Genomic DNA, 21,687 nt, shown 5'->3' with positions numbered 1-21,687 from the left:
GAGCAGCCCGTTAAACCGTCAGACTGCTTGCGTCGATCCAGCGCACGGCCCAATCGCGTGCATGGGCGATCGCAGCCGCTTCCTCGGCAAAACGCAAGTCGTTCGGGAAAAAGCGGTTCGCCACGAGCTCGCCGTCGCTCGAGCGCGAGATGACGACGTACGGCTGAAAGGTGCCGTCTCCTGCCCGCGCGGGCGCGCAATTGAGCAAGTATCCGCGATGCGTGAATGCGGCGTCGGGGTGATGCATGAGTCACCTGCCTCCCTGTATACGCTTGCCGCGACGTCGTGCGACACGTCGCGCAGCCGCGAGAGACGAGCGCCTGACTGCGTTTTCACCACGGGCGCCGGCCTCGCAGGATTCGAATCATACTCTGTAGGGAACGTCGCTTCTATGGAAAAAATCGCCGATTTTCCACCCATCGAAGTCGACGGGCCGCGAGGCCAAGCCCCGTCGAAGCCGGAACGGCTTTTGCATTCGCATGCGCCATTTGCGCAGAGGAGTCGTGCCCCGCAATCGTGCGCCCGCCCACTTTTCACGCCCGCGCTTCGCTTGCGATTGTTCGCGGCTGCGTTAGGATGTCGGAACGAGTGTGCACGCTCGATGCTGGCTCAGTGACGAGCCGACGAATCGTGTCCACCTACCAGCGAGCCTTCATGAACGCGAGCCATCCGTTACCCAACGCTCCCATGCGGCGTGTCAGCCGGGCTTTGCGCACGCGCCGCGCTGCGCTGGAGTCCGCCTCGGCTCGGCGTTTCTCGGCCGCGCTCGCCTGCCTCGGCGTGAGCTATGCGCTCGCCTGGTTGGAGCTGCCGCTCGCGCAGTTTACGTCGATGCCGGGACAGAGCGGCGGCGCGGTCTCGTCTTCGCTTGCGGCCGCGTTGACGGCCCGCGTCATCGTCGGGGTACTTTATACGTTCGTCGCGCTGCGTCATGCATGGGCGCGCTGGCTCATCGTCGTGCTGTGCCTCGCGTCGGTCGCGCTCGTGTCGCCGCTACTGCCGCTCGAATGGCGAAACTTTCCGCTCGGCGCGGCAGTGACCTCCCTCGAACTCGCGGCCAAGCTCGTCGCCGCCGTTTTGCTCGCACTGCCTTTGCGCATCCGGCTCGATACGCGTCCATAATGCTTCATGCGGCGGGCACCGTGCGCTCCGGCCGCCTCATCCGTTTGGGAGCGAGCATGAAAATCGTCGTGATCGGGGCGAGCGGTACGCTCGGCCAAGCCGTGTGCGCGCAATTGAAGCCACGTCATGAGGTCATCACAGTCGGTGCGTCGCATGGCGACTATCACGTCGACGTAACGAACCTGCCGAACGTCGAACGTCTTTTCCACGAGATCGGGCGCGTCGATGCCGTCGTCACGACGATCGGCAAGGTCCATTTCGGGCCGTTTCACGAGATGACGGCGGATCAGTTTTGGATCGGACTGCGCGACAAGCTCATGGGGCAGGTCAACGTCGTGCTCGCGGCCCAGCACCATGTCAACGACGGCGGCTCGTTCACGCTGACGAGCGGCATTTTGGCCGACGAGCCGATTCGCGAAGGTATCAACGCCACCACCGTGAACCTCGCCCTCGAAGGCTTCGTTCGCGGCGCGGCGATCGAATTGCCGCGCGGCCTGCGCATCAACCTCGTGAGCCCCACCGTGCTCCAGGAGTCGCTCGACGCCTATGGCCCCTACTTTCGCGGGTTCGAGGCGGTCAGCGCCGAGCGCGCCGCGCTGGCCTATTGCCGCAGCGTCGAAGGCGCCCAGACGGGACGCGTTTATCGCGTCGGCGGTTGACGGTTCAATGAGGTAAAGAGGCCGCACCCGAGCGGCAACGCCGCCTAAGTGGGCACCTAAGTATGCACGAGGCAGGCTCGGCCGAAGACGGTCATCACCATCCTCGGCCGGTTTGGAGCGATCGCTCGATCAGCGGCGTTCGAGCGTACCGTCGCGCAGACGCCAGAGGTTCAACGGATTGTCGTCCTGTACGGCTTGCGGCAGCAGTTCGGCGGGCAGGTCCTGATAGCAGACAGGCCGCAGGAACCGCTCGATCGCGAGCGAGCCCACCGACGTCGTGCGCGAATCGGAGGTGGCCGGGAACGGCCCGCCGTGCACCATCGCGTGCGACACCTCGACGCCCGTCGGGAATCCGTTCGCCAAGATGCGGCCGGCCTTGCGCTCCAGCGTCGGCACGAGCCGGCGCGCGAGTTCGATGTCGCTTTGCTCCAGGTGCAGCGTCGCGGTTAGTTGCCCTTCGAGGTGCTCGGCCAGATGCACCATTTCGTCGACGCTCTCACAGGTGACGATCAGCGACGTCGGCCCGAAAATCTCGTCCTCGAGCGGGGGCTCCGCGAGGAAACGCGATTGCGTCGTGGCGAAGAGCGCGGGCAAAGCCGAATGCGGCGCATCCGTACTCGTGCCCTGTCCGATTTGCGTCACGCCGACCATGGCGGCCCGCTTGCCGATGCCGTCGCGATAGGCGCTCGCGATGCCGGCGGTCAGCATCGTTTGCGCGCCCTTCTTCTCGAGCGCCTTCGAGGCGGCGTCAACGAAAGCTTGCCGGTTCGGACCGTCGAGGATGACCACGAGCCCCGGGTTCGTGCAGAACTGACCGACGCCGAGCGTCAGCGAGTCGACGAACCCGTTCGCGATCACCTCGGCCCGCGTTTCCAACGCACCGGGCAACACGAAGAACGGGTTGATACTGCTCATTTCCGCATAGACGGGAATCGGCTCGCGGCGACGCGCGGCGATATTCGTCAGCGCGATGCCGCCGCCGCGCGAACCCGTGAAACCGACAGCCTTGATCGCCGGATGAGCGACGAGCGCTTCACCCACGGCATTGCCCGCGCCGATCACGAGCGCGAACACGCCGGCCGGCAAACCGCACTCGGCGACCGCCTCTTGAATCGCCCGCCCCACGAGTTCCGACGTCCCCAAGTGCGCGGGGTGCGCCTTGACGACGACGGGGCAACCGGCGGCCAATGCGGATGCCGTATCGCCGCCCGCAACTGAAAAGGCAAGCGGAAAGTTGCTGGCGCCGAACACGGCGACGGGACCCACCGGGATCTTTTGCAAACGCAGATCGGAGCGCGGCAACGGTTTGCGCTCGGGCAGGGCGGAATCGAGCGTTGCGCCGAGCCAGCGGCCGTCACGCACGACTTGCGCGAACAGCTTGAGTTGGCCGACCGTGCGTGCCCGCTCGCCTTCGAGGCGCGCCTTGGGCAACGCCGATTCGGCATGCGCGCGTTCGATCAACGCGTCGCCCAGTGCGAGGATGCGTTCGCCGATCGTCTCCAGCAACCGTGCGCGCACCTCGAGCGGCGCATGCCGGAAAGGATCGAACGCGGCCTGCGCCAGCCGGCAGGCGCGATCGACGTCGCCGGCGTCTCCGGCGCCGAAGGCCGGCTCGAGTTCGGCGTTACGGGCGGGGTCGAACGCGCGCAGCGTTCCGGCGGTACCGCGCACCGAGGCGCCGCCGATCAGCATGTCTCCCGTGATCTGCATCGTCGGATTCTCCAGTTGGGCCGGCTCGCAGTCCGGCAAGTAGTCGCAATGGCGTTGACGGGCGAAGCCACGTCGGAACCGTCGATGATCGCATGAATCGCGCAGAGGAGACCAAGGCTGTCTATCTTGCCCACATGTTGGAATACAAGCTCCCGAAAATCCTCACCTTTCACCCCGCGGTGCGACACGCCGTGAGCGAGGACGCGCCCTTTAACGTGAAGTCGACTGCTCCGACCGGCCTCACCGAGCGAAGGTCCCGTAAAGGCTCACCTTTTGCGACGTTCCCTACGCGCCGCCGCGCCCCGCCGTTGCTTTTCACGAAAACGGCCAGGTTCGCACGAGCAGCGTGGCATTCATGGCGACGACGATGATGAAGATGGTCACCGCGAGAATCAGCAGCGCGCGCCCGAGCCGGTGCTCGCCCATGACGTCGCGGCTGCTCGCGAATCCGATGAGGGCCAGCATCGGAACGGGCACGGCAAAGCTCAAGACCACTTGGCTGAGTACAAGCGCGCGCGTCACGCCCACCCCCGACGCGACGACGAGAAAGCTCGGCGCCATCGTCACCAGACGCCGCAACCATAGCGGCAACGACACGCCCAAGAAGTCCTGCATGATCATTTGACCGGCCATGGTGCCGACGACCGAACTCGAAATACCCGACGCCATCAGCGCGGTCAAAAAGAGTCCCGCGGCCATCGAACCGAACAGCGGCGTCAACGTGCGATAGGCGGCACCGATTTCCGTGACCTCGGGGTGACCATGATGAAACGCGCCGCATGCCATGACGACCATGCCGATGTTGACGAGCCCGGCGACCGTCAAAGCGATGATCGTCTCGGCGTTCGCATAGCGAACGAGTTTCGCTCGCTCTTGTTCGTTTTGCGGCTTGATGCGTTCCCCGCTGAGTCCCGAATGCAGAAATAGCGCATGCGGCATGATGGTCGCCCCCACGATGCCGGCGCAAACGAGCAATGCTTCGCCGTCCGGCACCGTCGGCACGAAAAGGCCTCGCAGCACAGGTTGCCAGGGCACGGAAACAAAGGCCAGTTGCGCGACGTAGGCGACGGCGATCAAACCCACGAGCGCCCCGATGGCCAATTCGATCGGACGATAGCCGCGCCGTTGCAGCGAGAGCAGCGCCCACGTCAGCGCCGCCGTGATGCCCATGCCGACGAGCAACGGGATCCGGGCCAGTAGCGAAAAGCCAATCGCGCCGCCGAGGAATTCCGCCAGATCGGTCGCCATGGCCGCGATCTCGCTGACGCCCCACATTGCCCAAACGACCGATCGCGGGAGCCTGTGCGCGCATAGCTTGGCGAGGCTCACCCCCGTTGCGACGCCGACGCGCGCCGATACGGCTTGAAACAACATCGCGGCCCCGTTGGCAAACAGCACGGCCCAAAGCAATGCGTAGCCGTAAGCCGCACCCGCTTGCAGATTCGTCGCGAGGTTGCCCGGGTCGATATAAGCGACCGAGACGACGACGGCGGGCCCGGCGAACGGCAGCAGAAACCGTATGCCGCGCCGATGGCCGGTCAGCGCTTCGCGCAATTGCAAGGTAGTACGCGCACTCCAGGTGCGTTCACGCGGGGAGACCGGCGTGTCGTTCATGGGCAAGCCTCGTTTGAAGACGCCGCAAGCGCGTCGCCGGGCATCCGGCGACTCGACGGCCGAGCGGCGAAGCCGCGCGTACCGTCTTTCCTGCTCGCGCCTAATACGCACACGTGAAGTTTGGCAGCGTTCCGCGTTTTCGGCTTTCCGCCTTTGCTGCACCTGCCCACACGCTCTCGGAAAATCGGGAATACATCGTGCTGACAGCATCGCGTCCGCCACAAGGAACGACGTCGTCGCATGAAATTACCGCGCGCCCTGCCCGCTTTCGTTGGACGCTTGCGTACATCGTTCACCGGTGCGCGCGGCGCGCATGTCCTTGCAAGGGCCATGCCGGTGGCCGGCCTTGCCGCGGCGATCCCGCTCGCGTGCCGGGCCGCTCCCGCTTTCCTCGAGCACAACGCGCTTGCGCCCGCCGGTATCCAAGCGGAGCACATCGTGCGCTTGTGGCATTTGACGCTGATCGTGTGCGGCGCCGTGTTCGCCGCCGTCCTGGCGGGGGTGCTGTTCGCACTCGTTCGGCGCGCCGGCGCCCAACAACACGCCGCGCCGGACCTATCCGGTACCGTGCGCCCGGAGCGCCGCGCGCAACGCGTCGTCGTCGGCGCGAGCCTCTTTTCCGTGGTGCTGCTGATCGGACTCATCGTGGCCGACGTACTCACGGACCGGGCCCTCTCGAAGTTGCCCGGAGCGAACCCGCTCCAGATCGAATTGACCGGATGGCAATGGTGGTGGCAAGCACGCTACCCGGCCGAGTCATCGCGCATCGCGTTCGTGACGGCCAACGAGCTTCATGTGCCCATCGGCAGGCCGGTCGTCGTCACGCTTAAAGCGGGCGACGTCATCCATAGTTTTTGGGTGCCCAATCTGCACGGGAAGAAGGATTTGCTGCCGGGCATTACCTCGACCATCGAATTTCGCGCCGACCGCGCGGGCCTATACGACGGACCGTGCGCCGAATTTTGCGGTCCGGAGCACGCGCTGATGGCGCTGCGCATCGTGGCCGAGCCGCCCGCTCGATACGAGGCCTGGGCCGCCGCGCAGACTGAAAGCGCGCCGATCCCCGCGCCCGCCGACGCATTGGCGGCCCAAGGCAGGCAAGTCTTCGAGCGCTCGGCGTGCGCGGGGTGCCATACCGTGCGCGGCACGAGCGCGGTCGGCCAGCTAGGGCCCGACCTCACTCACTTGATGAGCCGGCAGACGATCGCGGCCGGTGCGCTGCCCAACGACGCGCCGGATTTGACTCGATGGATCCGCGATCCGGGCAGCGCCAAGCCGGGTACGACGATGCCGGCCGTTCCGTTGTCCGGCGCTGACTTACACGCGCTCGTAGCTTGGCTCACGACACTCCAATGATCGATTCCGACGCCCTTTCCCACCCGCGGGCCGAGCCTCCGTTGCGCGACGGCCCTCATGCGCCCGAGGCTACCCGGCGCGCGCTGGCGCTGACGTGGGCCGACCCGCCCGGGCTGCTCGGTTCGCTAGCAGCAATCAATCACAAGACGATCGCCCGGCGTTTCATCGCGACGACGTTCGCGTTCTTTTTACTAGCCGGCGTGCTCGCCCTCGTCATGCGAGCGCAGCTTTCGCGCCCCGGCAATCGGCTCGTCGGGCCGGACACCTACGATGCGCTGTTCACGCTGCACGGCACGACGATGATGTTTCTGTTCGCCGTACCGGTCATGCAGGCCGTGGCGGGGTATCTGATCCCGCTCATGATCGGCGCGCGCAGCATCGCCTTCCCGCGCATGAACGCCTACGCGTATTGGGTCTTCCTGTTCGGCGGTTTGACGCTATACGGATTCGCGCTGCTCGGCGCCGCGCCGCAAGCCGGCTGGTTCAGCTATGTCCCGCTCGCGGGCCCCAACTACGGGCTCGGCAAAGGACCCGACATCTGGGCGCAAATGATCACCTTCACCGAATTGTCGGGGCTGCTCGAAGCCGTGATTCTGATCACGACGATCTTGAAGATGCGCGCGCCGGGGATGTCGCTGAACCGCATGCCGTTATTCGCTTGGGCGACGCTCGTCACCCAGTTCATGGTCGTTTTCGCGATGCCGTCGATCATGCTGGCGAGTACGGCACTGATCCTCGACCGTCTCGTCGGCACGCAATTTTTCAACCCCTCGCTCGGCGGCGACGTTCTGCTCTGGCAGCACCTGTTCTGGTTCTTCGGGCACCCCGAGGTCTATTTGATCTTCATCCCGGCGCTCGGCTTCATTTCGTCGATTCTGCCGACGTTCGCGCGCCGGCCCCTATTCGGTTACACGGCCGTCGTGCTCGCGCTCATCGCCACGGCATTCCTCGCGTTCGGGCTCTGGGTCCATCACATGTTCGCGACGAGCATCCCCGCGCTCGGCAAGAGCTTTTTCACGGCGGCCAGCGTCATGATCGCCGTGCCGTCGGGCGTCCAGATCTACTGCTGGATCGCGACCCTCGTCACCGGGCGGCTTTGCGTCAAGACACCGCTTCTGTTCGTGCTGGCGTTCTTTTTCGTTCTCGTGCTGGGCGGGATGACCGGCATCATGCTGGGGGCAGTCCCGCTCGATTTGCAACTGCACGACACCTACTTCGTCGTCGCCCACCTGCATTACGTCCTGCTGGGCGGCGCCGTGTTTCCGCTCTTTGGGGCCTTCTATTACTGGTTTCCGAAGATGGCGGGCCGCATGCTCGACGAACGCATCGGACGTTGGCAATTTTGGTTGTTCTTCATCGGCTTTAACGTTGCTTTTTTTCCGATGCATCTGCTCGGTCTGCACGGCATGCCGCGCCGGATGTGGACGTATCCGGCCGGAATGGGATGGTCGAACATGAATTTGCTGTCGAGCTGCGGCGCCGCGATGATCGGCGTGAGCGTACTGCTCTTTCTCGTCAACGTCGTACTCGCGCTTTGGCGCGGCGAGCGAGCGCCGAGCGATCCATGGGGTGCGGGCACGCTCGAATGGAGTACGTCGAGCCCACCGCCCGCGCACAACTTCGACGCGCTGCCCGTCGTCCACGGCCGCGATCCGCTCTGGGACCCGCCCGGGTCGCCGGCATTTGTTTCCGGCCTGGCCGCGCAATCGCGCGAGGTACTGGTGACCACGGTGTTGGACGCCGAGCCCGACCTGCGCCCGCTCTTTCCGATGCCCTCGATCTGGCCGTTCGTCAGCGCGATCGCAACGACCGTCTTGTTCATCGGGTCGGTGTTCACGCCGTGGGCCATCGTATGGGGTTCGATACCGGTCGTCGTCACGCTGAGCGCGTGGTTTTGGCCGACGCGCCGCGAGACCGCGCGCGCCCAGGCATTGGAGCGCTCGCCATGAACGTTACCGAAGCGGGCGCGCCCGAACGCGATCATGGCGATGGCAGGGCCATGGCATCCATCGCACCCGCGGCGGTCGACACGCTCGACGTCGCGGGCTTGCCGACGTTCGGCTTCAGCATCCGCAGCCTCATGTGGTGGGCCACGGCCGGGCTGATGCTGATCGAGGGGACCGCCTTCGCCATCGCAGTCGCCATCTACTTTTACCTGCGCGACATCAACGCAAGCTGGCCGCTCAACGCCCCGCCGCCCGATTGGCGCTGGGGCACCCTTAATACGCTCGTCCTGACGTTGAGCATGATTCCCAATCAATTCGCCAAACGGGCCGCGCAGCGGCAGGACAGGCGCGCCGCGCGCCTGTGGCTCGTCGTATGCCTGGCGTTCGCGGTGGCGTTCATCGCCGTGCGCGCATTCGAATTCGCCACCTTGAACGTCATGTGGTACGCGAACGCGTATGGGTCGATCGTGTGGTTCGTGCTCGGCTTGCATACGACGCACCTGATCACGGACGCGATCGAAACGGCCATCTTGGCGGCCTTACTTTATCTCGGCCCGTTCGAGGGCAAACGATTCGTCGATGTGAGCGAAAACGCACTGTATTGGTATTTCGTCGTATTGAGTTGGCTGCCGATCTATGCGGTCATCTACATTGCGCCTCGGCTTCAACCATGAGCGGAACCGGGCGAGGAGGCATGCGGCAATGAAGACTTGGCTCGGTTTGCTGGCGGCGCCGACCGTAGTGCTGGGCGCGCAGAGCGCCGATTACGCATTGGTGCAATTTGCCTGCCGGTGGGGAACGCCGGCTCCGCTGTGCGTGGTCAGCGCGGCGGGATTTTTGTTTTCGGCGGGCGCCACATATCTCGCCTTTCAACAGTGGCGAGCCGTTTCGGGACCGTTTGCAGCCAGTTACGAGGCCCGCGGCGCACGCGCTGCGTCCATGGCGTTCGCCGCCATGGTCGTAGGCGCCCTGTGCACGCTGATCCAATTGACGATGTGGTTTCCGCAATGGCTTCTTTCGCCTTGCCGCTAGCCGTCCGCCCGCGCCGCCTCGCCCGCGCGTCGATAGCCGCGTGCGCGGCGGCGCAATGTGCCGCCGCGCAGGCGCACGAAATGGTCGTCACCGCCGGGGGCAAGCCAGTCTTCGATTGGCAATTCCCGTTTTGGGTCACGGCGCTGCTCGCCCTCAGCATCGGGTTGTACGGCATCGGCTTCGTCCGCCTCTACGGGCGCAGCGGCGAGGGGCGTCCCGCGCGTCGCCGGCAAGCGGCCGCGTTCGTCGCCGGATGGGCAGTGCTTGCGCTCGCGCTACTGTCCCCGCTCGGTGCGCTGAGCGATGCCCTGTTCTCGGCGCATATGGTCGAACACGAAGCGATGATGCTCGTCTGCGCGCCGTTACTGGTGCTCGGGCGTCCGCTCGGCGTCATGCTCTGGGGGTTTCCCCACGCCATGCGCCTGGCCGTGGGGCGCGCCGTACGCTCGCGCCCCGTTGCCGCATCTTGGCAACGGCTCACCGCGCCGCTACCGGCCTGGGCATTGCACGCCCTTGCGCTATGGGCTTGGCACGTCCCCGCGTTGTTCCAGGCCGCCGTGGCGCACCCGGCGATCCATACGATGCAGCACGCGAGCTTTTTGGTCACGGCACTGCTGCTGTGGCGCGGCATCGTAGGCGAGGGTGCGACGCGGCGGGGCAGCGGACACGCGATGCTGTCGCTGTTCACGACCATGGTCCATACGGGCGCGCTCGGCGCGCTGATCGCACTCGCACCGGGCGTCTGGTATCCGTCGTATATCGAGCCGACGAGCCTGCTCGGCATAGACCCGCTTCAAGATCAACAACTGGGCGGTCTCATCATGTGGGTGCCGGGTGCCGTCGCCTATTTGATCGGCGCGCTGGCGGTCGCATCGCGTTGGCTGACTCGCGGACCGAGAACATCGCGACGCCACGATTGGCCGGCGCTCGCCGCGCAACCGCGTCTTACATCGGGGAAGCGATCACAATGAAAAAGCCGCCACGCACGGCAACCGACTTGCTGATGTTGACGCTGCCCGCCGTTCTCGCGATCGCGATGGGTAGCCCGCGCCACGGCGCGCCCACCGCCGCGACCGCGGCACCCGCCGACGCGGCCACGCTCGCGCGCGGGGAGTATGTCGCCAAGGCCGCCGACTGCGCCGGCTGCCATACCGCCCCACGAGGCGGAGCCCCGTTCGCCGGAGGGCTCGGCATGGGCTCGCCGTTCGGCACCATCAAGACGAGCAACATCACGCCCGATCCGAATTTCGGGATCGGCCGCTACTCGTTGGAAGACTTCGATCGGGCCGTACGACACGGCGTCGCCCCCGGCGGCAAGGCGCTTTATCCGGCGATGCCTTACCCCGAGTTCTCGAAAATGTCCGACGACGATTTGCGCGCGCTATACGTCTACATCATGCAGCGCGTCAAACCCGTTGCGAAGCCGAGCGAGCCGGCCGACGTGGCGTTTCCGTTCAATCAACGCTGGACGCTGTTCGGCTGGCAGTCGGCCTTCATGCCGCACGGCGGATTCAAATCGCGTGCGCCGAACGATCCGCAATGGACGCGCGGCGCCTATCTCGTCCAATCGCTCGGACACTGCGGGGCTTGTCACACGCCGCGCGGTTGGGGCTATCAAGAGCGCGGCTACGACGAATCGGCCGCGCGGTTTTTGACGGGCGGCGTGAACGATCATTGGTTCGCACCGAACCTGACCGGCGATCCGGGATCCGGTCTCGGCCGCATGGGCGAGGCCGATATCGCGCAGTTCCTCAAAACGGGACATGCCCGCGGCGACGTGGCTTACGGGAGCATGGTGGAACAGATCGAAGACAGCACGCAGTATCTTTCCGATACGGATCTGCTTGCCATCGCCCACTATTTGAAGAGCCTGCCCGTGCGACAACCGTCGGGCACGTTCGCCCCGGCGGATCAGAGCGCCCGCACCAGCGCGAACGGCAATCACGTCGCGGAGCCTCAGTCCCTCGGATACGTGGTCTACCAATCGTTTTGCGCGAAGTGTCATGGCGACGACGGAAAAGGCGTGCCCCTGGCGATCCCCGCGCTGGCAGGCAACGCATCGGTGCTGACGAAGGACACCACCTCGTTGATCCGGCTCTTGGTCGAAGGCGGCAATAGCCCCGCCACGCTGAGCGGGCCGCCGCGGCAGCGCATGCCGGCCTTCGCCGGCACGCTATCGAATGCGCAACTCGCCGAGGCGCTGACTTACGTCCGCAGCGCCTGGGGCAACGATGCGCAGCCCATCAGCGGAAACGACGTCGCCTCGCTACGCGAACTGCTGCACAAATAGCAACGGCGCGTCGCCGCCCCTCAAGGCTGCCGCTGCCCTCCTTGATGCAAAGGCAGCTTTTGCTGGTTTTGCTGCTGCTGCCCCATCGGCTTGCTGGGTTGCTGCTGACGCGGATTGCTCGGGGCGGAATTGCTGGTCTTCGTTTGCGGCATGGCAGTCCTCCATTCGGTTTTCGGTTCCGACGTACTACAGAACCTCACGATTCATTTCGCAACGAGCATTCCCGCCGCCGCGCCGGGAATAGGCCTTGCGGACAGGACAGGCGCCGGCAGCCCTGCCGTGGCGCGAACGAGGTTTTTAGGAGAACGCCGTGACCGACCCTAAAGAACACCTGATCGACTGGTTGAGGAACGCTTATGCAATGGAAAAACAGGCCGAATCGATGCTCAAGGCCCAAGCTTCGAGACTCGAGCACTATCCGAGTCTCAAGGGGCGCATCGAGCAGCATATCGACGAAACGCTATCGCAACAAAAGCTGCTCGAAGGCTGTCTCGACCGTCTGGGTAGCAGCCCATCGGCGATCAAGGATCTCGCGGCACGCGTCGCCGCGATGGGTCAAGCGGTGGGCGGAATGACCGTCAGCGACGAGGTGGTCAAGGGAGCGATCGCGGGCTTCGTATTCGAGCAGTTCGAGGTGGCCTCGTATACGGCGCTGATCGCGGCCGCCAAAACAGCCGGCGACGCCGACACGCAACGTTGCTGCGAATCGATCCTGCCGCAAGAAATCGAGATGGGGCGCTGGCTACTCGAACATATGCCTGAAGTCGTCGCCGCGTATTTGGAACGCTCGCGCGTGGGCGAGGACGCAAAACGATGAGGAGCGTGCGTGAAGGGGGCGAGCGCTTTACACTGCGCGTATTGCGATACACGCGGCTCGAAAGCCGCCTCCCTCCATGGCGATGCAATTCAACGATGATGAACGCGCGGCCGTTTATCGCGCGATCTACGAACGGCGCGATATGCGGCATTTCGTGCCGGGTGCGGTAGACGCGCAAGTTCTCGCGCGCCTGATCGACGCCGCCCACCACGCACCGAGCGTCGGTTTCATGCAGCCATGGCGGATTGCGCGCATCACCGATCCGGCGCTGCGCAGCGCGCTCCATGCCGCGGTGGAAAGCGAGCGCGTGCGCACCGCCGACGCGCTCGGCGAGCGCCACGACGAATTCATGCGGCTCAAGGTGGAGGGCATGCTCGAATGCGGCGAGTTGCTCGTCATGGCCCTGATGGACGGCCGCGAGCGGCATGTTTTCGGCCGTCGCACGTTGCCCGAGATGGATTTGGCATCGGTGGCCTGCGCCATTCAAAACATGTGGCTTGCCGCGCGTGCCGAGGGTCTCGGTATGGGATGGGTATCGCTATTCGACGTCGACGAAGTGCGCACGCTGATGCGGATGCCGACCGGTGCGAAACCGGTTGCCATTCTTTGCCTCGGTCACGTGGAAGGCTTTTATCCGAAGCCGATGCTCGAACTCGAGCAATGGGCCAAGCGAATGCCGGTCGGCGAATGCGTCTATGAGAATCAATGGCCGGCCGATCAAGCGGCCGCACCCCCATCCCTCGAAGACTCACGCGCTAACTAAGCGGCGCATTAGCTTTCGCAGCGAAAAAAGTCCATTTGCTGACCGGCCGCCACGGCGCGGCGCAGCCAATCGGGCGGATCCCCGTACCCGTCCCATGTGTTGCCCATCGCGTCGCGATAAAGAATCGGGCGTTCCGCCGCCTTATCGGCGGAAATCGATTCGGCAACGGCTTCCACGGTAATGCCGTATTCGTCCATGCGGCGTCGCAGCCAGCGAATCAGCCGTTCGCGAGCTTCGCCTTCAAGCTGTTCCATCGATGATTCCGGTTATGGTTGATGCGGGGGGCGCTAAATCCCCAGTTGACCCGAGCCGAATCATACTCGACTCGCAGTCGCAAAGTTGCAGCCGTCCACGGGCGCGTACCAGGAAAGGCAGCGCACGATCGTGGTCAAGCGGTGTCGGCTTGAATTATCGATACAAAATCGGCAAAAAGCAAAACTGCAAAAAGCCAGGGTACCGTTTCATATGCACGGAACGTTCCAACCGCCGCCGATCATGCGTCGCGCCCGCGCGTGCACGGTGCAGCCCGGCTTTCGTCGGACGTTTCGGCGCGATAGCCTACTTTATCATCGCGCGCGCGCCTTCGTGCGCAGCCCCTAGCGTAAGGCCACGGCGGCCGGCTAAACGGCGCCCGAGCATTGTGGGTGCTTTCACCCGAGATTAACGTACGATCAGCGACATTGCGATATTTCTCTCATAATCGTTTTCACGCATGCATTGCATAATTCCTACAACAAAGTCCGATTAATCCTACCCTTCGTTGCATCCGCACGCGAAAAACAGATCGGCCTCGACCTCCCGAAAGTTCTCACCTTAGTAGACCCGAGTCCCTAAAAGGTGAGGATTTTCGGGATTGAATCGCGCGGCAACGCGATCGGCTGCGATGCTCCCGAATCTCCTCACCCTTCCCGAGGCGGCGCAAGCCGCATTCATATCGACGGCATCCGCTTCGCCAGGTTGGAAGACACGGCCGGTGTCGCCCGCTCTTCGATGACCGCAGGCGAAGCGCCCGCCGCCAAACGCGCTGCCATGGCGGCATTCATCGCTTCCTCGATTCGCTCCTTGTTGTACGGCTTTCGCAGCAGCATCGCGCCCGCGAGCGCTTGATGATCGCTATCCTCGGGCAGCGCATCATAGCCGGTCGCGAATATCACGCGCAGGCCCGGCTGCAACGCGAGGGCGCGCATGGCAAGCTCGTCGCCAGACAAATCCGGCAATGAGATATCGGTGACGATCACATCGAACGCGCGCTCGCTCAGGAGCCTCAACGCGTCGGTCGCGTCGCCGGCTTCGGTCACGACATGGCCGAGGTAGGTCAGCATGTCGGCCGTCGTGAAGCGCACCATCGCGTCATCGTCCACCAACAGCACGCGCGCGGCCAAACGCGACGCGTCCGGCACCACCTCGTGCGCCGGTGCGGTGAGGATGGGCTTCTCCGGCGGCGCCGTTTGAGCGCGTGCTTGATTGCGCAGGACATAGCGAATCTTACGCGCCATCGCCTCCCGGCTGTACGGTTTGCTGAGCAAGTCCACCCCGTCGTCGAGCCGGCCGCCATGGACGATCGCGTTGTCCGTGTAGCCGGAAGTAAAGAGTACGGCAATGTTCGGCAGGCGTTCGCGCGCCCTGCGGGCCAGTTCGGGACTGCTGAGCGGCCCCGGCATGACCACGTCGGTGAAAAGCAGATCGATCGGCACTCCGCTCTCGACGATCGCCAAAGCGCTTTGCGCATCCTTCGCCCTCAGCACGCGATAGCCAAGCTCGGAAAGCAGATCGACGACAGTACCGCGCACGTCTTCGTCGTCCTCGACGACAAGGATCGTCTCGGTGCCGCCCGTGACGGCCCCCGTCTCCAGATCCGTTTCGACGTCTTCCGGCTGCTGCGCGCGCGGCAGGTAAATGCGCACCGTCGTTCCGTGTCCCACCTCGCTGTAGATCTTGATATGCCCGCCCGATTGTTTGACGAAGCCGTACACCATGCTCAAGCCGAGGCCCGTGCCTTGGCCTTCCGGCTTGGTCGTATAGAAAGGCTCGAATACGCGTTCCAGCAGCTCGCTCGGAATCCCGCAACCGGTATCGGTAACGGCGACCATGACGTATTGCCCCGCCGCCACATCGCCGTGACGCGCGACGTACGTATCGTCGAGGAATGCATTGCCGGCCTCGATCGTGAGCTTGCCCTGGCCCTGCATCGCGTCACGCGCGTTGATCGCGAGATTCAAGAGCGCGTTTTCGACCTGCACGGTATCGACGAACGTATTCCACAGGCCACCCGTGATCACCGTTTCGATCTCGACTCCTTCGCCCAATGAGCGCCGCAGCATATCGTCGATGCCGCGTATGAGCCGCCCCAGGTTCACGCTCTTCGGAGAAAGGGGTTGCCTGCGCCCGAACGCCAGCAATTGCGAGGCGAGGCGCGAGCCGCGCGAAGTCGCGGCGATCGCGGTCTGCAAACGCTGTTCCGCCCGCAAGTTGCCCGCGACGTCGCGGCTCAATAACTGCAGGTTGCCCGCAATCACCTGCAGCACATTGTTGAAGTCGTGCGCGACGCCACCCGTGAGCTTGCCGATCGCCTCCATCTTTTGCGCCTGCCGCAGTTGCGCTTCCGTGTGCACGCGCTCGGCGATGGCCGCGGCCACGCGACGTTCGAGCACCACGTTCGCCTCCTGCAAGATGCGTTCGGCCTCCTTGCGATGGGTGATATCGATAATCGAACCGATATAGCCGAGAAAGGTCCCATCGTCGCTGAAACGCGGGGCCGCGGCGCTGAGCGCCCAGCGATACACGCCGTCCGCGCGGCGCACCCGGCATTCCGCGCTGAACGGTTCGCCGCGCTCGTTCGCCGCTTTGAACGAAGCTTCGTAGTGCTGACGATCTTCCGGATGCAACGCCTCCCATGCGCCCGCCCCCAACGCGTCTTCCAGCGCTTGGCCCGTAAACTCGCACCAGAGCCGATTCAAATAGGTGAGCGACCCGCTCGGCTCGCTGACCCACATCATCACGGGGGCATGGTTGGCCATGTTTCGAAAGCGCGCCTCGCTCTCGAGCAGTTCGCGCGTCGCATCGCGCCGCAACCGTGCCATCTGCAAATTCGCATGGATGCGCGCCATCAGCTCCCGAGCCGAGAACGGCTTCGTCAAATAGTCGTCGGCGCCCGATTCGAGCCCTCCGACGCGCGCCTCCTCGCCCGCGCGCGCGGAGAGCATGACGAACGGCAGATCGCGCAATTGCGGATCGTTGCGGATTTCGCGTAGCAACCCGAAGCCGTCGAGCACCGGCATCATCACATCGCTCAAGACGAGATCGGGTTTGCGACGACGAATCGCATCGAGCGCCGCTTGCCCGTCGGCCACCGTCTCCACTTCCCAACGCGTGCGCAACATGCGGCCGATGTAATCGCGCATGTCGGCGTTGTCGTCGGCGACTACGACGCGAGCGCCCACCGTACCGTCGCCGAACGACCATTCCGGCACGTCGCTTTCGCGCTCGAGCGATGCGTCGTCCTCGCGCTCGCCTGCCGGTTCGTCGTCGAGCGGAAGCCAGCGCAGCGCCTCTTCCACATAGGCATCGACGCGCCCCGACCGCTGCGAGGGCGTGTGCGCCGAACTGACGTGCTCGGCCGGCAAATGCGCGTAGCCGAACGGCAGGCGGACCGCGATCGTCGTGCCGCGTCCCACCTCGCTGGTCACCGCGATGGTGCCGCCATGGAGCTTGACCAATTCCTGAACGAGCGCGAGCCCGATACCCGACCCCTCGAACGAACGGCTCCGTTGTCCCTCGACGCGGTGGAACCGCTCGAATAACCGCGGCAATTCGGGTTCGGGAATGCCCACGCCCGTATCGCGCACGATCACTTCAACACCGGTTCCATCCGCAGACGGGTGCGTGGCAACGCCGATCCCGCCTTCGAACGTGAACTTGAACGCGTTCGACAGCAAGTTCAGGACGATCTTCTCCCACATGTCCCGATCCACGTAGACGGGCTGTGGTAGCGGCTCACACTCGATCGAGAGCGAGAGCCGGGCGCGTTCGGTAGCCGATTCGAAGTTCGATGCAAGCTCGGCCGTCAATTTGGAGAGATCGGTGGGCTCGAAGGTGGCGGCGACTCTTCCCGCTTCGATACGCGAGAAATCGAGTAACGAATTCACGAGCTTGAGCAAGCGCAAGCCATTGCGATGCGCCGTCACGAGCCGTTGCCGCTGGGGCGAGGGGAGCGCCGCATGGCCCGTATCGCCGAGTGCGTCCTCGATCGGCCCGAGCATGAGCGTGAGCGGCGTGCGAAATTCATGGCTGACGTTCGAAAAGAACGCCGTTTTAGCGCGGTCGATCTCGGCCAACGCCTCGGCGCGCCGGCGCTCTTCCTCATAAGCTTGCGCATGCGCCAAGGCCGCGCCGATCTGGCCGGCGACGAGGCTGAGAAAGTCGCGATAATGCTCGTCGAATAGACGGAACGGATTCAAGCCGACGACGAGTGCGCCCGCGTGACCGCTTTCTCCCGAAGGCAAAATCGGCATCACGACGCCTTGCGACGGCGGCTCCTGCCACGGGCCGGCGGGCAACGGCGAGGTAGTGAGCGCGCGCAGGTTCGGCACGAGGACGGGCCGGTGGGTGCGCAGCGCCTCCTGTACGGGCCACAGCGCGACGCGCTCGGCCGGCAAGCGCACCGGCGCCGCTTCATCTCCGCGCTCGATCCCCGAGGTGCCGACGAGTTCGACGTCTCCAGTGCCGGAGCGCGCCAGGTAGAGCATCGCGAAGGGCAGATCACGGGTATGCCGCTCCAGTGCCCGGACACTGCGTTCGCTCGCCTCTTGCAAGCTACGCGCATCGGTGGCGCCCGCCGCAAGATCGCGTAGCAAGGCAAGCTGCCGCTCTCCGATCACACGCTGCGTATCGTCCGTGTTCGCGCAGATCATCCCGCCGATACTGCCGTCGTCGTTCGGGATCGGGCTATAAGAGAACGTGTAGTACGTTTCTTCGCGATAGCCGTTGCGCTCCATGATCAGCGGCTGCGCTTCCACGTATATCGCCTCGCGGCCGCTCATGACGAGTTCGAGCATCGGGCCGATGTCGTCCCAGATTTCGCTCCAGACTTCGGTGGTCGGGCGCCCGATCGCCCACGGATGCTTGCCGCCGATGATCGACCGATAGGCATCGTTATAAAAAAAGACCAGCGACGCACCCCAGCCGATCCACATCGGCTGACGCGAGTTCAGGATGATGCGCAACGCGAGCCTCAAGTTCAAAGGCCAGTGCGCCGGATCGCCGAGTTCGGTGGAGCGCCAGTCATGGCCGCGGATGAGTTCGCCGAGCTCTCCACCGCCGGCCAGGAAATCGTGGGTGTCGTTGTTGGGCAACATGCTAGATCCGTCGCTCATAGGAGTCCCTAATCCGATTCAGCAAAGATATGCGTCGGGCGCGCAAAAAACCAACAGCAGTGCCTCGGCTGTCGGATCTGCGCGTCGAGTCGTAACCGGGAGTGGGGGAAATCGCGCCGCGACCCCTTCACCCGCAGCAAACGCTGCGCGGCAAAGCATCGGGAACTTGGACCGATCGCAAGGGAGCAGATGGCCGCAGCGCGTTGGCGAGTTCATAGGCGCACCTGATCCTCACGTTCGCCTCGAAAGCGGCGACACGAATGCTCGATCGGACAAATAAGCATGTTGCATGCCAGAGACGCCGTCGATGGGTTCTAGTCCGCGTTGCGCTGCACGGCCTCGACGCCGCCCTCGCTCAGGAGCTTGTGGGACCGGCCACACCGCCATCCCGGTCAGTGCGCCCGTCGCCGGGCGGGTGGATGGAGTGCGAGCGCGCGTCGAAACAACGTCGAGCAAAGGCATTTCTTTTTTGCACGACGGGTGAAGCAAAGACATACTCGCTAGCCGGGAGGGCACGCAAAAACTCGAGCCCGGACGCCGGGCAGCCGGCTCCCGCAAAAGCTCACCTCACGGCTGAATGCCGCTGCGTCGCCGCGCCTAACGTGTAGAGCGCTCCCGAAAACCTTCACCTTCGGCGAATCGCGGGATCCTTTTCCACGTTGGGCGCACCGGCAATACCGGCTCGAGCGGCAAGTGCTTTGCGGGCATATAACCTCCCGAAAACACTCACCTAACGCAGTTTCTGCCGCGTCATCATGATGCAGGGACTGTGCTGAACTGCCCATACGCGTGGAGCCGGACAGACTCTTGGTCGCGATTTACGGCTCCCGAAAAACCTCACCCCCGGGTCAGTACTTCGCCGTCCGGCTCACAGTGAGGTGAGCCTTTCCGGGAGTTGCTTCATCGAATGCGAAAGAAGGTTGGCTGCCGTCGACAGACGACCGTTCCGTCCAACCCGCCTAGCCGCCGGCACCGACGTGTCGATCCGTCCAAGCCAATGGTGAGCTTTTCCGGGAATCGTCAGAATCCCACTTTCAACTGAAACCCGACCGTGAACGGCAGGTTATCGGAGGGAATCGGCGGAATCAGGATGAAGTTCATCCCCACGTGCTTATACGTGACCATCACGACGGGCGCTGCCACGGGTCCGATCGAATGGTCGTGACCGAAGCCGTAGCTGCCGTAGTTGTATCCCGAGATCAGGCCGCCCATGACGGCCAAGCGGACAAAGCCCCAATGCGCGAATTCCGGCGCCCAGACACCACCGCCATACCATGACGGATGAGAAAGCGAATTGCGGAACCCGCCCGCCGTCAGGGCCCATTGGCCGTTGAGCCAGCACTCGACGCCCAACCCCGGATTAACGTCTTCGAACGATTGCTTCGGATGAATGTGATGCGACGCAAGCATCGCGTCGACCCATATGCCGCCGCCGCACCAATCTGCCGCCTGGGCTTGCGCCGGCATCATCGTGGACGCGATCGTCCCGAGCACGACGGCCGATATCGCCTTCGCCGCGCGCACGCCGATGCCGCGCGCAGCCGCCATCCTGAAACGCATGTCCTCTCCGTTTGCCGGCCGCCGCCGGCGTCGTTCGTTCGTCCCGTTCTTCCGGCATTGCGCCGTTCGTCGCGCACTCTACTACAGCAATCTGAACACGGGATGATCCCAGACGGCTCGCGAGCGCGACGAGCGACGCGAGCAAGGCTCGGGCCGCAGGCCGGATGGACGACGCGCGCGATTAGAGGCCTAGTTCGAAGAGCCCCGGATGATCGTCGGGCCGCCGGCCGAGCGGCCAACGATACAGACGATCGCTTTCGCGGATCGGCAAATCGTTGATGCAGGCGAAGCGGCGCGCCATCAACCCTCGTTCGTCGAACTCCCAATTCTCGTTGCCGAACGAGCGAAACCAGTTGCCCGAATCGTCGTGCCACTCGTAGGCGAAGCGAACCGCGATACGGTTGCCGTCATGCGCCCAAAGCTCTTTGATGAGCCGGTAGTCGAGCTCCTTGGCCCACTTGCGCTGCAAGAAAGCGACGATTTGCGCGCGGCCCGTCACGAACTCGGCTCGGTTGCGCCATACGCTTTCCGGCGTGTACGCGAGCGCGACGCGCTCCGGATCCCTCGTATTCCAACCGTCCTCGGCCGCCCGCACTTTCTGCTTGGCGGTTTCGAGCGTGAAGGGCGGCAACGGCGGCCGCGTTTCGTTAGGACTACTATCGGGCATATGTTTCTCCTAGGTAGATGCGCGCTTCGTCTTCGAAGCGCGCGGGGGCGGCGTCGATGCCGCGTGATCGAGCAATTGCCGAGCGGCGGCTTGCGCGTCGGCTGCGGCGTCGGGCGATCCGCTCACGAGCGCCACGCCGATCGCGCCGTCGACGAGCACGAGCCATTGCCGCGCGAGCGCCGCGGCCTGCCGGGCACCGATGTCCTGTTCTTCCGCGAACGATGCAAAGCATGCTTCGATAAAGCGCAGTAGCGCCGCCTTGTGTTCGCGGGCAACGATCCGAATCGGATCGTCGGGCGAGGCGATCTCGCCCGACGCATTGAGAAACGCACAGCCATGAAAGCCGGGCGAAGCGAACCATTCGCGCAAGACGTCGAACATCCCGAGCAACCGCGCGCGAGGCGAGCTCCCCGTCAGCCGCGTGCTTTGCTCGAACCAGTCCATCCAGCGCAGATGCCGGCGCTCGAGCGCCGCAGCCACGAGCGCGTCTTTGGACTCGAAGTAGGAATAAAAGCTTTTGCGGGTGGCCTGCGAGGCGCGAACGATCGCGTCGACGCCGGTGGCATGAATGCCGCCCGAGTAGATCAGCGCCTCGGCGGCATCGAGCAGCCGCTCGCGTGGACCCGATGTTTTGCGCTCGGCATCGCGCATAGCCGGTAGGGAATCGTCGATTGCTTTCTTCATGATCGCGAGAGTAGAACGATCATTCTCCTTTGTCAATGCGGCGCATGCGGCTAAGCTATCGCCCGAAGGTGAGGTTTCACGGGAGCCGGGCGCCA

Annotated in this window: 19 protein-coding genes; 10 read left to right on the top strand and 9 right to left on the bottom strand. The window is 64.4% G+C overall.

Going from position 1 to position 21,687, the window contains the following annotated elements:
- Positions 1–10 precede the first annotated feature (10 nt).
- Positions 11–247 (bottom strand): hypothetical protein, encoded by a 237-nt coding sequence (locus DXT59_RS15925; RefSeq protein ID WP_116137846.1) that lies wholly within the window; start codon positions 245–247, stop codon positions 11–13.
- Between the two features lie 383 nt (positions 248–630).
- On the opposite strand from DXT59_RS15925, the gene DXT59_RS15915 reads away from it, so the two are divergent.
- The gene (locus DXT59_RS15915) at positions 631–1,122 is read left to right on the top strand and encodes a hypothetical protein (protein WP_162878102.1); all 492 of its coding nucleotides are present in this window, start codon (positions 631–633) and stop codon (positions 1,120–1,122) included.
- A 56-nt stretch (positions 1,123–1,178) separates the two neighbouring features.
- Positions 1,179–1,781 carry a short chain dehydrogenase gene (locus DXT59_RS15910; RefSeq protein ID WP_116137871.1) on the top strand — a complete coding sequence of 201 codons (603 nt, stop codon included), beginning with the start codon at positions 1,179–1,181 and terminating at the stop codon, positions 1,779–1,781.
- A gap of 129 nt (positions 1,782–1,910) precedes the next feature.
- Here DXT59_RS15910 and DXT59_RS15905 read toward each other — a convergent pair whose 3' ends face one another.
- Both DXT59_RS15905 and DXT59_RS15900 read right to left on the bottom strand, forming a co-directional pair.
- Positions 1,911–3,491: an aldehyde dehydrogenase (NADP(+)) gene (locus DXT59_RS15905; protein ID WP_116137870.1), complete on the bottom strand. Its 1,581-nt coding sequence runs from the start codon at positions 3,489–3,491 to the stop codon at positions 1,911–1,913.
- 315 nt (positions 3,492–3,806) lie between these two features.
- Entirely contained in the window at positions 3,807–5,105 is a 1,299-nt protein-coding gene (locus DXT59_RS15900) for an Nramp family divalent metal transporter (RefSeq protein ID WP_116137843.1), read from the bottom strand.
- A 330-nt stretch (positions 5,106–5,435) separates the two neighbouring features.
- On the opposite strand from DXT59_RS15900, the gene coxB reads away from it, so the two are divergent.
- The 6 genes from coxB to DXT59_RS15870 are packed head-to-tail and all read left to right on the top strand — an operon-like array spanning position 5,436 to position 11,729.
- Positions 5,436–6,461 (top strand): cytochrome c oxidase subunit II, encoded by a 1,026-nt coding sequence (gene coxB / locus DXT59_RS15895; RefSeq protein WP_116137869.1) that lies wholly within the window; start codon positions 5,436–5,438, stop codon positions 6,459–6,461.
- Complete coding sequence (ctaD, locus tag DXT59_RS15890; protein WP_116137842.1) at positions 6,458–8,410, top strand: cytochrome c oxidase subunit I; 1,953 nt, start codon at positions 6,458–6,460, stop codon at positions 8,408–8,410. The genes coxB and ctaD overlap by 4 nt, the downstream gene beginning before the upstream one ends.
- Positions 8,411–8,460: 50 nt before the next feature.
- Complete coding sequence (locus DXT59_RS15885) at positions 8,461–9,081, top strand: cytochrome c oxidase subunit 3 (RefSeq protein WP_116137868.1); 621 nt, start codon at positions 8,461–8,463, stop codon at positions 9,079–9,081.
- A 28-nt stretch (positions 9,082–9,109) separates the two neighbouring features.
- Positions 9,110–9,439 (top strand): hypothetical protein, encoded by a 330-nt coding sequence (locus DXT59_RS15880; RefSeq protein ID WP_116137841.1) that lies wholly within the window; start codon positions 9,110–9,112, stop codon positions 9,437–9,439.
- The gene (locus tag DXT59_RS15875) at positions 9,415–10,410 is read left to right on the top strand and encodes a cytochrome c oxidase assembly protein (protein ID WP_116137840.1); all 996 of its coding nucleotides are present in this window, start codon (positions 9,415–9,417) and stop codon (positions 10,408–10,410) included. Before DXT59_RS15880 ends, DXT59_RS15875 begins: the two co-directional genes overlap by 25 nt.
- Positions 10,407–11,729, top strand: a complete 1,323-nt coding sequence (locus DXT59_RS15870; protein WP_116137839.1) for a c-type cytochrome — start codon at positions 10,407–10,409, stop codon at positions 11,727–11,729. Before DXT59_RS15875 ends, DXT59_RS15870 begins: the two co-directional genes overlap by 4 nt.
- 20 nt (positions 11,730–11,749) lie before the next feature.
- Here DXT59_RS15870 and DXT59_RS31455 read toward each other — a convergent pair whose 3' ends face one another.
- Positions 11,750–11,881 carry a hypothetical protein gene (locus DXT59_RS31455; protein ID WP_275895781.1) on the bottom strand — a complete coding sequence of 44 codons (132 nt, stop codon included), beginning with the start codon at positions 11,879–11,881 and terminating at the stop codon, positions 11,750–11,752.
- Positions 11,882–12,039: 158 nt separating this feature from the next.
- Between DXT59_RS31455 and DXT59_RS15865 the strand changes: the two genes are divergently transcribed.
- Positions 12,040–12,546 carry a ferritin-like domain-containing protein gene (locus tag DXT59_RS15865; RefSeq protein WP_116137838.1) on the top strand — a complete coding sequence of 169 codons (507 nt, stop codon included), beginning with the start codon at positions 12,040–12,042 and terminating at the stop codon, positions 12,544–12,546.
- Positions 12,547–12,622: 76 nt separating this feature from the next.
- On the top strand, positions 12,623–13,309 hold the full coding sequence (gene bluB / locus DXT59_RS15860) for a 5,6-dimethylbenzimidazole synthase (protein WP_116137837.1): 687 nt from the start codon (positions 12,623–12,625) through the stop codon (positions 13,307–13,309).
- An 8-nt stretch (positions 13,310–13,317) separates the two neighbouring features.
- Here bluB and DXT59_RS15855 read toward each other — a convergent pair whose 3' ends face one another.
- The 5 genes from DXT59_RS15855 to DXT59_RS15835 all read right to left on the bottom strand — a co-directional run bounded on the left by DXT59_RS15855 (position 13,318) and on the right by DXT59_RS15835 (position 21,559).
- Positions 13,318–13,563 (bottom strand): H-NS family nucleoid-associated regulatory protein, encoded by a 246-nt coding sequence (locus tag DXT59_RS15855; protein WP_116137836.1) that lies wholly within the window; start codon positions 13,561–13,563, stop codon positions 13,318–13,320.
- Positions 13,564–14,238: 675 nt separating this feature from the next.
- Complete coding sequence (locus DXT59_RS15850; protein ID WP_240324532.1) at positions 14,239–18,663, bottom strand: response regulator; 4,425 nt, start codon at positions 18,661–18,663, stop codon at positions 14,239–14,241.
- 1,038 nt (positions 18,664–19,701) lie between these two features.
- A complete protein-coding gene (locus tag DXT59_RS15845; RefSeq protein ID WP_240324536.1) occupies positions 19,702–20,151 on the bottom strand; it encodes a hypothetical protein in 450 nt (149 codons plus the stop codon).
- Positions 20,152–20,422: 271 nt separating this feature from the next.
- A complete protein-coding gene (locus DXT59_RS15840) occupies positions 20,423–20,908 on the bottom strand; it encodes a nuclear transport factor 2 family protein (RefSeq protein ID WP_116137834.1) in 486 nt (161 codons plus the stop codon).
- A gap of 9 nt (positions 20,909–20,917) precedes the next feature.
- Complete coding sequence (locus DXT59_RS15835) at positions 20,918–21,559, bottom strand: TetR/AcrR family transcriptional regulator (protein WP_116137833.1); 642 nt, start codon at positions 21,557–21,559, stop codon at positions 20,918–20,920.
- Between the last annotated feature and the right edge of the window lie 128 nt (positions 21,560–21,687).

Origin of the sequence: Trinickia diaoshuihuensis, from assembly GCF_003390925.1 — a bacterium.
GTDB lineage: Bacteria > Pseudomonadota > Gammaproteobacteria > Burkholderiales > Burkholderiaceae > Trinickia > Trinickia diaoshuihuensis.
This window is presented reverse-complemented; position numbering and strand designations above follow the sequence as displayed.

Coding starts and splice junctions, on each gene's coding strand:
- DXT59_RS15925 (WP_116137846.1), bottom strand. CDS start 247: ATGCATCACCCCGACGCCGCATTCACGCATCGCGGATACTTGCTCAAT.
- DXT59_RS15910 (WP_116137871.1), top strand. CDS start 1,179: ATGAAAATCGTCGTGATCGGGGCGAGCGGTACGCTCGGCCAAGCCGTG.
- DXT59_RS15905 (WP_116137870.1), bottom strand. CDS start 3,491: ATGCAGATCACGGGAGACATGCTGATCGGCGGCGCCTCGGTGCGCGGT.
- DXT59_RS15900 (WP_116137843.1), bottom strand. CDS start 5,105: ATGAACGACACGCCGGTCTCCCCGCGTGAACGCACCTGGAGTGCGCGT.
- coxB (WP_116137869.1), top strand. CDS start 5,436: ATGCCGGTGGCCGGCCTTGCCGCGGCGATCCCGCTCGCGTGCCGGGCC.
- ctaD (WP_116137842.1), top strand. CDS start 6,458: ATGATCGATTCCGACGCCCTTTCCCACCCGCGGGCCGAGCCTCCGTTG.
- DXT59_RS15885 (WP_116137868.1), top strand. CDS start 8,461: ATGGCATCCATCGCACCCGCGGCGGTCGACACGCTCGACGTCGCGGGC.
- DXT59_RS15880 (WP_116137841.1), top strand. CDS start 9,110: ATGAAGACTTGGCTCGGTTTGCTGGCGGCGCCGACCGTAGTGCTGGGC.
- DXT59_RS15875 (WP_116137840.1), top strand. CDS start 9,415: ATGGCTTCTTTCGCCTTGCCGCTAGCCGTCCGCCCGCGCCGCCTCGCC.
- DXT59_RS15870 (WP_116137839.1), top strand. CDS start 10,407: ATGAAAAAGCCGCCACGCACGGCAACCGACTTGCTGATGTTGACGCTG.
- DXT59_RS31455 (WP_275895781.1), bottom strand. CDS start 11,881: ATGCCGCAAACGAAGACCAGCAATTCCGCCCCGAGCAATCCGCGTCAG.
- bluB (WP_116137837.1), top strand. CDS start 12,623: ATGGCGATGCAATTCAACGATGATGAACGCGCGGCCGTTTATCGCGCG.
- DXT59_RS15855 (WP_116137836.1), bottom strand. CDS start 13,563: ATGGAACAGCTTGAAGGCGAAGCTCGCGAACGGCTGATTCGCTGGCTG.
- DXT59_RS15850 (WP_240324532.1), bottom strand. CDS start 18,663: ATGTTGCCCAACAACGACACCCACGATTTCCTGGCCGGCGGTGGAGAG.
- DXT59_RS15845 (WP_240324536.1), bottom strand. CDS start 20,151: ATGATGCCGGCGCAAGCCCAGGCGGCAGATTGGTGCGGCGGCGGCATA.
- DXT59_RS15840 (WP_116137834.1), bottom strand. CDS start 20,908: ATGCCCGATAGTAGTCCTAACGAAACGCGGCCGCCGTTGCCGCCCTTC.
- DXT59_RS15835 (WP_116137833.1), bottom strand. CDS start 21,559: ATGCGCGATGCCGAGCGCAAAACATCGGGTCCACGCGAGCGGCTGCTC.